Below are 12,278 nucleotides of genomic sequence, written 5' to 3' on the forward strand. Positions count from 1 at the left end.
TGATCCTGTATAACGTGCCCGGCCGCAGCGTGGCCGATATGAGCAATGACACGGTGATGCGCCTGACCGAGGTGCCCGGCATCATCGGCCTGAAAGACGCTACCGGCGATATCGCCCGCGCCTGTGATCTGGCCATGCGCGCGCCGGCATCGTTCGCACTGTATTCGGGCGACGATGCCACCAGCCTTGCCTATATGCTGCTCGGTGGTCATGGTGTGATCTCGGTCACCGCCAATGTGGCACCACGCCTGATGGCGCAGATGTGCGATGCCGCCTTGCGCGGCGATATTGCAGCCGGTCGTGCCGCCAATGACAAGCTGCAGGCCCTGCATAAACACCTGTTTATCGAAGCCAATCCGATTCCTGCCAAATGGGCGGTGAGCCGGCTTGGCCTGATGCCGGCCGGCCTGCGCCTGCCGCTTACCCCGCTGTCGGCCGCTGCCGAAGCTGTTGTCCGTTCGGCCTCGCGTCAAGCAGGCATCGAGATCTAAAGGAAGCGCCCCCTACATGAAACACCAGACCCGTACCGCTGCAGCGCTGGCTATCGTCATGCTCGCCAGTGGTTGTGCCAATACCAAATTCCGCATTCCTTTCTTTGGCAATGACGAAGACAGCAATGCACCATCCTATACGCAGTCGCGCAAGGCGCTGCGCAATCGCCCGCTCGAAATCCCGCCAGACCTGAGCTCGCCTTCCGTTAGCGGCGCCTATGGCGTGCCCGGCCTCACCGACAACAAGCTCAGCGCCGAAGGCAAGAAGATTCTGGAAACCGGCGTGGTGCTGCCCAAGTTCGACAAGGTGCGCATGGAGTCGGTAGCCGGCCAGCGCTGGCTGGTGATCAATGCCAGTGCCGATACGGTGTGGCCGGCTGCGCGCGAATTCTGGCTCGAGCAAGGCTTCAAGCTGAATGTGGACAATCCGACCGCCGGCCTGATCGAAACCGATTGGCTGGAAGAGCGTCCGGATCTGCCGATCGGCACCATCCGCTCCGCCCTGCAGCGTGGTCTGGGTACTTTGTACTCCACCGGCCGGGTTGACCAGTTCCGCATGCGCCTTGAGCGGGGCAGCGAGCCCAATACCACCGAGATCTATATCAGCCATCGCGGCATGGAAGAGGTGTATACCGACCGCGAGCGCACCGAGACGCGCTGGACCCAGCGAAAGCCTGAGCCTGAGCGCGAGGCCGAGCAGGTGAAAAAGCTGTTGGTACGCCTTGGTGTCAGCAACGATGGCGCCAGCCAGGTACTGGCCAGCGCAGCACCCGCTGCGGCCGGTGAAGCCAAGCCGATTGCCGGCGTACCTGCCAGCAAGGCCAGCCTGAGCAATCAGGCTGACGGCAAACGTGCCCTGGTGTTGAGCGAAGGCTTCGATCGCGCCTGGCGTCGCGTGGGTCTGGCGCTGGAACATGCCGGCTATGGCATCAATGACCGCGACCGCTCGCTGGGCATTTACTATGTGTCGCCAGCTGTCGGCAAGGATGGCAAGCCGGAAGCCAGTGCCAGCAGTGGCGGCAGCAGCTGGCTCAGCAAACTGGCATTCTGGAAGAGCGATGAGAAAAAGCCGCTCGATCTGGTGAAGGGTCCGGAATATCTGGTCATCGTCTCCGCCAAGGATGGCCAGACCCAGGTGCGTGTCGGCACCCGCGAGGGCAGCAATCTGCCGCAAGCCACCGCAGATGCAATGCTCGACGCCCTGTTGGGTGAGTTGCGCTAAACCGGCTTGCGCTAACTCAGAACGGCCAGCAGCAATGTTGGCCGTTTTTCATTACCAGGCGCCTTGCCAGCTGCTTGCTTGGTAAAATCGCTGCCTTCCTGCCCTGAAAGCCTTTCCTGCATGTCGCTTACTGTTTTGTTTCCCCGCTGGATCGTTCCGGTTGTGCCGCAAGGCACGGTGCTAGAAGCGCATGCGCTGGTGATGGATGGCACGGCCATCAGCGCTATCCTGCCCGCCGATGTGGCACGCCAGCGCTATGCCAATGCCGAGTTGCTGGAACTGCCCGAGCATGTGCTGTTGCCTGGCCTCGTCAATCTGCACGCCCATTCGGCGATGACGCTGTTGCGCGGCGTTGCTGATGATCTGGCCTTGATGGACTGGTTGAACAACCATATCTGGCCGGCCGAGAAGCAGCATCTCTCCGACGAATTCGTATTTGATGGCAGCTTGCTGGCCATGGCGGAGATGCTGCAAGGCGGCACCACCACCGTCAACGATATGTACTTCCATCACGATGCGGTGGCTCGCGCCGGCTTGCAGGCGGGCATGCGGACGGTGGTGGGTGCATCCATCCTCGAATTTCCGACTGGCTACGGCAATAACGCCGACGACTACATCCGCAAGGGGCTGGCTGCGCGCGAGCATTTTCTCGGCGAAGGCCTGCTGAGCTTTACCCTTGCACCACATGCACCGTATACGGTGGCTGATGATACTTTCAAGAAAGTGGTCACCCTGGCCGAGCAGCTGGAATTGGGTATTCACTGCCATGTCCATGAAACGGCCAGCGAAGTCAGCGATAGCGTGCAGCAATATGGCGAACGCCCGCTGGCCCGCCTGCATCGGCTTGGGGTACTGGGCCCCAATCTGATCGCCGCCCATATGGTGCACGCCAATGACGAAGAACTTGCCTTGCTGGCTCGGCAGGGCGTGCATGTGGCGCACAATCCGGCCAGTAATCTCAAGCTTGCGTCGGGCATCGCCCGTACCGCAGCCATGCTTAAGGCTGGTGTCAATGTCGGTATCGGTACCGATGGGGCCGCCAGCAATAACTCGCTCGATATGCTCGCCGATACGCGCCTGGCGGCTTTGATCGCCAAGGGCAGCAGTGGTGACCCGACTGCTGTGCCAGCGCCGCAGGCGCTGGAAATGGCCACCCTGGGCGGTGCGCGTGCGTTGGGCATGGCCGAACGCATTGGCTCGCTCGAAGCGGGTAAGCAGGCCGACCTGATTGCCGTTGATCTGGGTAGCCTGCCAACCTTGCCGGTATTCGACCCGATTTCGCATCTGGTTTACGCTGCGCAGCGGAATCAGGTCAGCCATGTCTGGGTTGCCGGCCGCGCCTTGGTACAGCAACACAAGCTGCTTACGCTGAATGCCGGCCAGCTGGCCGCGAAAGCGCACTGGTGGCAGACCCGCATTTCTGCAAACGGCCAAGGAGGGAAATAATGGAAATGGAATTGCCGGAAGTCGACGACAAAAAGTCCTCGCTCAATAGCTGGGTGGCAGCCACCGTGGTGGTGTTGTCGGTGTTCATGGCACTGTGCAAGGTCAAGGACGACAATATCGTTCAGGCCATGCAGGTGGCCAAGGCCGATACGGTGGATACCTGGGGCGAATACCAGGCCAAGCGCCTGAAGATCTACATCAACGAGTCGGCCGCTACCCAGGCAGAGCTGACCGCAACGGGCGATGCGGCAAAAGCCTATATCAGCAAGCTGCGTACCAAGATTGTCGATCTGAACAAGGACGCCGATGAGCTGAAGGCCAAGGCCAAGGGTCTGGAGAAACAGTACGAGGATCTTGGCTATCGCGATGACCAATTCGATCTGTCCGATGCCTTGCTGTCCATTGCCATTGCGGTGGCCGCAGTCGCCTCGCTGACCGAAAAGCGCTCGATGCTGATCCTTGGCTGGCTGTTTGGGGCTGGCGGCGTTGTCTTCGGTGCCGCCGGCTTTGCCGGCTGGGCGCTCCATCCTGACTGGATCATTAAACTGCTGACCTGATGACAATGACACTGCACAACGCTGACGCGGCCGAGCTGACCAAATTTTCCGATCTGGCGCACAAATGGTGGGACCCGGAAAGCGAATTCAAGCCGCTGCACGATATCAATCCCTTGCGCTTGGGTTTTATTGATGGCCATGCTGCGCTCGCGGGCAAGCAAGTACTCGATGTTGGCTGTGGTGGAGGCATTCTGGCCGAAGCCATGGCCGCTACTGGCGCCCGGGTAACCGGCATCGACCTTGCCGAAAAATCGCTGAAGGTGGCGAAGCTGCATGGGCTGGAAAGCGGCATCAAGGTCGATTACCGCTGCATTGCCGTGGAAGCGCTGGCGCAGGAGCTGCCCGCGGGTTTCGATGCCGTCACCTGCATGGAAATGCTTGAACACGTTCCCGACCCGACCAGCATCGTCAATGCCTGCGCCGCCCTGGTAAAGCCGGGCGGCTGGGTATTTTTCTCCACCATCTCGCGCAATCCGAAAGCCTATGCCCAGGCGGTGGTTGCGGCTGAATACCTGCTTGGGCTGTTGCCGCGCGGCACTCACGACTATGGCAAACTCATCAAGCCATCCGAATTGGCCAGAATGGCTCGCCAGGCAGGGCTTGAACTGGTCGAACTCAAAGGCATGGCGTATTCGCTTGCTAGTCGTTCATTCCATTTGAATGATGATGCATCGGTGAACTACCTGATGGCCTGCCGGAAAGGCTGAAATGAGCACATTGCCTTGGCCCAAGGCCATTCTGTTTGATCTGGACGGCACCTTGGCTGACACCGCCAAGGACCTCGGGGGGGCGCTGAACCGCCTGTTGGCCGAGGAGGGCAAGCCGCCCGTGGCTTACGAGCAGATTCGCCCATTGGCAAGCCACGGCGCGCGCGGCCTGGTTGAGCTTGGTTTCGGTATTGGCCGCGACCACCCCGGTTTCGATGCGCTGCGGCTGCGCTTTCTTGACCAGTACGAACACGGCTTTTGCGACGAAACCACCCTGTTCGATGGTATCAACCCCGTATTGGATGAGCTAGCGCGTCGTGGTATCGCCTGGGGCATCATCACCAACAAGCCGATGCGTTTTACCGACCGTCTGGTGCCGGTGCTGGGTTTCAGCACGCCGCCGGCAGTGGTGGTGTCGGGCGATACGGTCGGGGTAGCCAAGCCCGATCCGCGCCCGATGCATTACGCTTGCGCGCAGCTGGGTGTGGCGCCAGAAGATTGCTGGTATGTGGGTGATGCCGAACGCGATATGGCGGCGGGCAGGGCGGTCAATATGGTTACGGTGCTGGCCAGTTACGGCTATATCGCCGCTACCGATGAACCGCATGCCTGGGGGGCGGACGCCAGCATCGCCGCACCAAGCGAGCTACTTGCCCATCTGCAGCGATAAACGGGTATACTCGCCGCTCTTCATCTGCTGCAAAACTTCCGGGGACGACATTGGCTTCGACGGGGGTGCTAAAGCGGCTGGGGGCATGCCGGGATCTCAGTTCCCCGTTAAACGCTGAAACTAAATAGTCGCAAACGACGAAACCTACGCACTGGCTGCTTAATCCAGCCGGTCGCTGCACCGAATTGTTCATGGGTCGGGCCGGGTAACCGGCAGCAGCGTAATCAACATGAAATCGCACAATGTCGGGCTACTTGGCACTGTGTTAAATCTAGGTGGCTCGCGTGATTCAAGCCTGTCGGCCGGCGTGAATGGCGTTAAATACAGTTGACTAGACTAAGCATGTAGAACTCACCGTAGAAGGCTTCCGGACGCGGGTTCGATTCCCGCCGTCTCCACCAATAAAATCCTGAGAAATCGAACATTTGGGTTTTTCAGGATGGCAAAACTGTGGCAGCTTGGCAGCTGCTTTTAGTGGGTTGGGCCAACATTTAGGCCAGCAAATTGCTCCGCCTGAGCGGGGCTTTTTGTTTTGTTTGCCCATTGGTTGGTTCACTTGCACGCGTTGTAGATCCGGGTACATGACGACGCGTCATTCCCGCTATAAACCTCACGTTTCTTGCGTCCGCCAACGAAGGGATCCCCCCAGCCTTTTTATCGCCACTAAAGACGATTCGCTGCTACCGCTTGAAGCGCGGATCGGGAGGGCCGTTACCGCCTTCCACTGTGAATTCATTGCGCATATCGATAGTGCGCGATTTCTGAAGCTCATGTGCGACGCGCGCCAAACGCCTGTCAACCGTAGCTTGGTTCATGGACGTGGGATTGCTACATCGCTGATCCGTTTTCATCACGGCAAGGCAGGAGCGAGGACGCACCAACTGCCTGATCCGCCGATACTTCTCAACGAAGACCTGCTTTGTCACGGTCAAGCCGATCCAGGTTGCCGAAGTGGAAACGAAACCGAATAATCGAACAGCGAGGGATTGGCTTCAAGGCATCAACCTATGTGTTCGAACAGACTAAGGTACTGAACTGGAAAACACTCGCCTATTGCCTTCGATGATTATTTTGCGTTGTTCCCGATTTGACCACATCGATTTCTGCGGCATTTTGCCCTGGTACGCATTTCGCGCTTACTTGTTCACCGTAGCCCTAGCATGTCGCACTCACTAAACGAGACATCCAAGCCAGCGTCCCACCCTCCGGCAGCGCTAACGTTCGTCGTCGTGGATGACCATCCGCTCTTCCGTCAAGCTTTGGTCAGTCTGCTGGAGCAACTGTTTCCGGGCGTGACTTGCCTGGAAGCCACCGACCATGCCAGCCTGATGAGTGTGCTGGCAAAGCATGCCGAACTGGACCTGCTGCTGCTGGACCTACACCTGCCTGATGGGGACGGCCTGCTTCTGCTGCAACAAATACGCACATTGCGCAAGGAACTGCCGGTGGCCATCGTTTCAGCGGTCGAAGAACGTGAAAAAGTGCTGCGCGCCATACGCCTGGGCGCCATGGGTTTCATTCCCAAGTCCTGCCCGGTACAGATTCTAGGCAATGCGCTGCACCTGATCCTAAATGGCGGCATCTACCTGCCACCTAACTTGGTGTTGGAACCTGCATCCAGTCCCGAGTCCGAAACGCCGGACCAAATCTTGGGCCGCCTGGGGATCACAAGCCGGCCAATGCAGGTTTTCAGACTGGTGGCACGAGGGGACTCTAACAAGCAGATTGCTCGCGAATTGGGCATTGCTGAGAACACGGTCAAGGCACATATCGCCGCCATATTCCGAGCATTGGATGTTGATAGCCGCGCCCAGGCCATAGCAGCATTGGGTCGACTGGGCATTCGTTTTCCCGACAGCTAACTGACCTGTGGCAATAGCGCGCTGAGCAGAGCCCGCAACTTGGCGGCGCTTACCGGTTTGTGCAACACGTGAAATCCACTAGCCACCGCCTCGCGCATTCGGTCCTCGCCCACGTCACCCGTAACAATCACACCAGGAAGGAACTCACGTCCCGTGAACGCCACCACCCGACGTATTACATCGGCCCCGTTTTCCGAGCCGCGCAGACGGTAGTCACTGATCACGATATCGGGCGTGCGCCCCGACACTTCCAGCTTCGTCAGCAGCTCCGCACCAGCCTGAGCAGTCACCAGCTCGCAGCCCCACCCCGTTAGCAAGGTGCGCATGGCCGCAATAACTTCAGCATCGTCATCTACAAGTGCAACCAGTTTCCCCTGTAAAGGGCTCATGAGCGCTATAGGCTCCGGCTCCGATACATAATTCGCGGCTGTGGCCCGCCCCAAAGGCACTGTAATCCGAAACACGGAACCCTTGCCGACCCGCGAACTCATGCTAATCGGATGGTGGAGCAAGCGGGTGATGCGTTGCACGATAGCTAGGCCCAGGCCAAAACCCTTGTTGCGATCCCTTTCGGGGTTTCCCACCTGAAAGAACTCTTGAAATATTTCCGCATGTTGCTCGGGCGCAATGCCTATGCCGCTGTCCCAAACTTCCAGCCGCGCGCCGTTAGGACAACGGCGGGAACCCAGCACCACACCGCCGTGGCTGGTGTAGCGAAGTGCGTTGGACAACAGGTTGCGCAGGCAGCGCTCCAGCAATGCCGGATCACTGTGCAGCAACAGGCGGGTGGGCGCGATGTGCAGGCGCAGCCCGCGCAATTCGGCCTCCATGCGGAATTCACTGTGCAGACGGTCAAACATGGGTTGCACCGGAAAATCACGCGGAGCGCATTCCAACACCCCGGTGTCGAGCTTGCTGATGTCCAGGAGGGCGTTGAACATTCCCTCCAGCGTCTCCACCGCCGTCACAATGTGCGACAAGATTTTACGTGGCGGATCCTCTGTCAAATGCGGCCCAAGTGCATTTACAAACAGCCCCAACGCATGCATTGGCTGGCGCAAGTCGTGGCTGGCGGCCGCCAAAAAGCGCGACTTGGACAGGTTGGCATAGTCGGCCTGCTCTTTTTGTGAAGTGAGCGCCGCGATCAAGTGCAGATTGTCAAAGCGCAATACCAGAGACCTGTCGATCAACTGATGCACGTTGCGGGCAAAGGCCGCGGTTACAAACAACAGCGCAAATGAAAACGCTGCGAACACGTTGTGATAAGGGCTGGTCAGCATAGAGAACACCGCCGCCGCCGGCAGTAGCATCGTCAGAATGTAGGAGTAAAACGTGCGCCGGTCGCCCGACAAAAACACCGCTCCGCCGAACGCCATGCCAATGATGGCCGTGAACACAATCTGCTGCACTACCGCATCGGGTACCGCCATGATGATCAGCATGGAGGCGCCCCAGAAGCCACCCGTTGCTGCCGCCACGATGGTCAGGTTTTTCAGCGCTGCGTCGGCATGGTCAGGCACTGGGCCAAACAGCGGCTTGCGGAAACGCCGGTAGTCCACCACGCCCTTGAGTGTAAGCAGCAGATTGATCAGGAACCAGCCCGCGAGCTGTTGCTTGGGTACTAGTTGCCACAGGGCAGCCATGACGAGCAAGCCCATCATGAAGTTGGCGCTCAACGTGAAGGGGTAGTTGCGGTACATCAACCGCACCCGCTCGCCCAGCAATTGCAAGTTACGCGTTACATCGTCATCCATTGTCAGCGAACCCTTCACTCACAGAAGTATTAATACTTTTGCCCAATTGCCGACCCGGTTGTGCATTTGCACAATCACACCTCAAGCAGCAGCAATATGCAAATGCTGCAGGCATGCATCGGGTGGAAACAAGAGTTGGATACAGCGGGCGCTATCGGCATGAACTTACACGGCAAATCAGTGATGCGGCTCACCGTCCTGGCAAGTTTTGCCATGACGTTGACCACCATCCGACTGGTGGATGACTCCCGGCTGGTTGCAGCCGCGCTGCTGCCCCTGTGGTTCCTGATGTTGCGCCCCCTGCAGCGCGCCGAGTGGATTTTGTTCTTTTTCGTAGGGGCCTTCTTTGTGGGTCAGAACTACGCCGTACTAAGCGCTGGTGGCTTTGCCTTCCGCCAAAAAGACATTTTTCTGATGCCCTACTACGAGCCTTTGTTATGGGGCTATTGGTTCCTGAACATCAGCCGTTTTGCTGCCGAGCCAGCCGGCCAGATAAACCTGCACTGGCGCGCCTTCCTGGGTGTCGTAGCCACAGCTGCCATGTTCACCATGTTTGGGGCCAACAGCGACCGCCTGTTGTTGGGCACCTTGGCATCCAGCACTCTGTTGCTGGTGTTGTTCCACGAACCGGCCGATGTCCGCCAGGGCCTGTACGCCTTGGTGCTGGGCTTTGCGATTGAATACTTTGGCGTTAGCCAAGGCTTCTGGAGTTACCCCAAATCCGACATGCTGGGCATGCCCTACTGGTTCGCCACCATGTGGTTCAGCATAGGAATTTTGGGGCGGCGCTTTGTTCAGCCGCTGGCGCAATGGCTGGCACGCCAAGCTACAGCTGCACAGGGCAATTGATGGATATCTCACTACCGTGCCACGGCAGGCCAGTGGCTCTTTGGCAAGTTGAATGGAGCAAAGTTATGGGCATGTTCAAAGCGATGCCTGCTGTGCGCCACACGCACGCCGGTGACACCATCATGGAGTTGCCATCCATGCATTCCTTACGGCAACGCGAACTGGAATTGACCAACTCGCGGGTGGACTCACCTAGCGCCAATGAAAGCACGTTCAAGATACGTGTTGCCAACGATAATCGCCGGCGCAAAGACGCTAGCGCCCTGATACACGAACGCTATGGCTGGCGCGGCTACAAGACCGAGGAGCTTCGCGAAGATGCTCACCGCATGACCATCATTGCCTACGAGGGCGACAGCAAGGTCGGCACTCTGAGCATTGGCATGGATGGACCGGACGGCCTATTGAGCGACGCCCTATACAAGAGCGAAATCGACGACATTCGCGCGACTGGACGCAAGGTGTGCGAGGTGATCAAGTTCGCGGTGGACACTGAAGCGTATTCGGTCAACACATTGGCGGCCCTGTTCCACACGGTCTTTATCTTTGCCTATCGCATTCGCGGATTTGATGATGTGGTGGTAGAGGTTAACCCTCGCCACGCGCGCTTTTACCAGCGTGGACTGGGCTTTCGCCAGATAGGTGAGCAGCGCATGAACCAGCGTGTCATGGCACCAGCAGTGCTATTGCACTGCGAGTTCGCCCACGTGGCAGCCAAGCTGGAGGCGGTTAGCGCAATGCCCATGCCACGGCAGAATGACAAAACGCTGTACCCCTATTGCTTGACGCCGCAGGAAGAAGAGTACATACGCAATCGCCTGATGCGCCTGCACCCCTGAAAGAGCGACATGGATCATCCTGGCCTACACGCTGCCATCCTGGAATGGCGGCATATTTTGGGTGTAGACCGCGTGCTGGGCAGCGAGCAGGCGGAGCTGTGTTATGGCGCCTGCACCACAGGTCTGCGCCGCCGAATTGCCGCTGCGCTGCGGCCTACCGAAACCAGCCATGTGGCGAGCATCGTCAAGATTGCCGCGCGATATCGCCAAGCCCTGTACCCCATCAGCACCGGCAACAACTGGGGCTATGGCTCAGCGCTACCAGTACAGGATGGTTGCGTACTGCTGGACCTGCGTGACATGAACCGCATACTTGACTTCGACGAAGCTTCAGGCGTTGTCACGCTAGAGCCCGGCGTTACTCAGGGTATGCTCAGCGATTACCTACACGAGCACAGCCTGCCTTTCATGGTGCCGACCACCGGAGCAGGGCCGGACTGCAGCTTGCTTGGCAATGCGCTGGAGCGCGGCTATGGCATTACGCCGCACAGCGACCACTTTGCCGCAGTAATGAGCCTGCAAGCCGTGCTGGCCAATGGCGACATCTACCGCCCCGTACTGGCCGAACTGGGCGGCGAAACTGTGGATGCGGTCTTCAAGTGGGGCGTGGGCCCCTATCTGGATGGTTTGTTTGCCCAGGGCAATGCAGGCATTGTCACTAGCATGTCCATTGCGCTGGCGCGCCGACCCGAAGCCATCAATGCTTTTCTGTTTTCCATTCAGCACGATGCTGATCTGGAACAGACCGTCAGTGCCGTGCAGGCCATATTGCGTCAGCTGACCGGTGTGACAGGCTCCATAAATCTTATGAACACGCACCGAATTTTGGCGATGACCCAGGCCTACCCTGAAGATCAGGTGGTCGATGGCTTGCTGCCAGCCGCTGTAGTGGCGGACCTTGCCCGACGTAACAAGATCGGCGCCTGGACTTGCGTAGGCGCTTTGTACGGCCACCCTGCCTTAGTGCACGCCGCCCGAAAGGTGATACGGCGGCTGTTGCGAGGCAATGCAATACTGCGTCTGCAGTTCTTTAGCCCAAAGGGGGCCGCGCGTATCAAGGCCCTGACAGCCCGATTCATGCCCAACAGCGCGCTGGCGCGGCGTGCAGCGACGTTAGACGCATCGCTGAAAATTATGGCTGGCACACCTAGCCGAGTGGCCCTGCCATTGGCGTACTGGAAGACTGGTCAGGTCCCTAGCAACCCCGACCCTGCGCGCGATGGCTGCGGATTGCTGTGGTATGCCCCGTTAGTGCCTTTGGCGCCACAGCGGGTACGCAACTATGTGAACACGGTGTACCGCATCTGCCAGCGCTACAGCATGGAGCCGCTGATCACGCTGACCAGCCTGTCGGAACGCTGCATGGACAGTTCTGTGCCTCTGCTTTTCGACCGGGACGACCCAGAACAGGTGCGCCGTGCCCACGACTGCTATGACGCCCTGTTCGAAGCCGGGCAGCAGCAGGGCTTTCTGCCTTACCGCCTGCACATCGGCGCCATGGGCAAGCTGCAGAATAGCGACACACCCAGCGTGGCACTAATGCGCACCATCCGCCGGGCCATGGACCCGTACGACACCATCGCTCCCCAGCGCTACGGCATAAGTGCTGGCGACCGGAACAGCGACACATATTTGCGGTTTACCGCCGAAACGTCGCACCTTACTCCGCCAAAAATCAATAGCCCAACCTGAACGGTTGGGTTTTTTGTGCCAAGCGAGGATGGTGGAACAGCATCCAGTCACCCGCTAAGCGGTGTGTTTGGCAAGACCTTGCCTTCAACGTTGCTGCCAGCCCAGCGGAAGGCACGTCGCCGATGCACCGCAAGCGCGACCGGCATTGCGTATACGCCTATGAGCCTCGTCTCTGATTTGTATGGGTAG

At 58.9% G+C, this 12,278-nt stretch carries 11 protein-coding genes and 1 other RNA gene; 11 read left to right on the forward strand and 1 reads right to left on the reverse strand.

Annotation, left to right across the window (positions count from 1 at the left end):
• The 8 genes from ACE3OH_RS12370 to ACE3OH_RS12405 all read left to right on the forward strand — a co-directional run.
• Positions 1-491 (forward strand): dihydrodipicolinate synthase family protein (locus ACE3OH_RS12370; RefSeq protein WP_374352920.1); only part of this gene is annotated, 491 nt, incomplete at its 5' end.
• 16 nt (positions 492-507) lie between these two features.
• Positions 508-1,713, forward strand: a complete 1,206-nt coding sequence (bamC, locus tag ACE3OH_RS12375; RefSeq protein ID WP_374352925.1) for an outer membrane protein assembly factor BamC — start codon at positions 508-510, stop codon at positions 1,711-1,713.
• A 120-nt stretch (positions 1,714-1,833) separates the two neighbouring features.
• Complete coding sequence (locus ACE3OH_RS12380) at positions 1,834-3,159, forward strand: TRZ/ATZ family hydrolase (protein ID WP_374352929.1); 1,326 nt, start codon at positions 1,834-1,836, stop codon at positions 3,157-3,159.
• A complete protein-coding gene (locus tag ACE3OH_RS12385) occupies positions 3,159-3,716 on the forward strand; it encodes a DUF4337 domain-containing protein (protein ID WP_374352932.1) in 558 nt (185 codons plus the stop codon). Before ACE3OH_RS12380 ends, ACE3OH_RS12385 begins: the two co-directional genes overlap by 1 nt.
• Positions 3,716-4,423 (forward strand): bifunctional 2-polyprenyl-6-hydroxyphenol methylase/3-demethylubiquinol 3-O-methyltransferase UbiG, encoded by a 708-nt coding sequence (ubiG, locus tag ACE3OH_RS12390; RefSeq protein WP_374352935.1) that lies wholly within the window; start codon positions 3,716-3,718, stop codon positions 4,421-4,423. Before ACE3OH_RS12385 ends, ubiG begins: the two co-directional genes overlap by 1 nt.
• 1 nt (position 4,424) lies before the next feature.
• Positions 4,425-5,093 carry an HAD family hydrolase gene (locus ACE3OH_RS12395; RefSeq protein WP_374352939.1) on the forward strand — a complete coding sequence of 223 codons (669 nt, stop codon included), beginning with the start codon at positions 4,425-4,427 and terminating at the stop codon, positions 5,091-5,093.
• Positions 5,094-5,133: 40 nt separating this feature from the next.
• Positions 5,134-5,494, forward strand: a transfer-messenger RNA (tmRNA) gene (gene ssrA / locus ACE3OH_RS12400).
• An 828-nt stretch (positions 5,495-6,322) separates the two neighbouring features.
• Entirely contained in the window at positions 6,323-6,955 is a 633-nt protein-coding gene (locus tag ACE3OH_RS12405; protein ID WP_374352943.1) for a response regulator, read from the forward strand.
• On the opposite strand, the gene ACE3OH_RS12410 is transcribed toward ACE3OH_RS12405, so the two are convergent.
• Positions 6,952-8,709, reverse strand: a complete 1,758-nt coding sequence (locus ACE3OH_RS12410; RefSeq protein WP_374352946.1) for a hybrid sensor histidine kinase/response regulator — start codon at positions 8,707-8,709, stop codon at positions 6,952-6,954. The genes ACE3OH_RS12405 and ACE3OH_RS12410 overlap by 4 nt on opposite strands.
• A 96-nt stretch (positions 8,710-8,805) precedes the next feature.
• On the opposite strand from ACE3OH_RS12410, the gene ACE3OH_RS12415 reads away from it, so the two are divergent.
• From ACE3OH_RS12415 to ACE3OH_RS12425, 3 genes are read left to right on the forward strand one after another with little or no spacing between them, the layout of a single operon-like run.
• A complete protein-coding gene (locus tag ACE3OH_RS12415) occupies positions 8,806-9,558 on the forward strand; it encodes a hypothetical protein (RefSeq protein WP_374352949.1) in 753 nt (250 codons plus the stop codon).
• Complete coding sequence (locus tag ACE3OH_RS12420; protein WP_374352952.1) at positions 9,558-10,397, forward strand: hypothetical protein; 840 nt, start codon at positions 9,558-9,560, stop codon at positions 10,395-10,397. The genes ACE3OH_RS12415 and ACE3OH_RS12420 overlap by 1 nt, the downstream gene beginning before the upstream one ends.
• A gap of 9 nt (positions 10,398-10,406) precedes the next feature.
• Positions 10,407-12,089 carry an FAD-binding oxidoreductase gene (locus ACE3OH_RS12425; RefSeq protein WP_374352955.1) on the forward strand — a complete coding sequence of 561 codons (1,683 nt, stop codon included), beginning with the start codon at positions 10,407-10,409 and terminating at the stop codon, positions 12,087-12,089.
• Positions 12,090-12,278: the final 189 nt, after the last annotated feature.

Origin of the sequence: Chitinimonas sp. (assembly GCF_041904975.1) — a bacterium.
Taxonomy (GTDB): Bacteria; Pseudomonadota; Gammaproteobacteria; order Burkholderiales; family Chitinimonadaceae; genus Chitinimonas.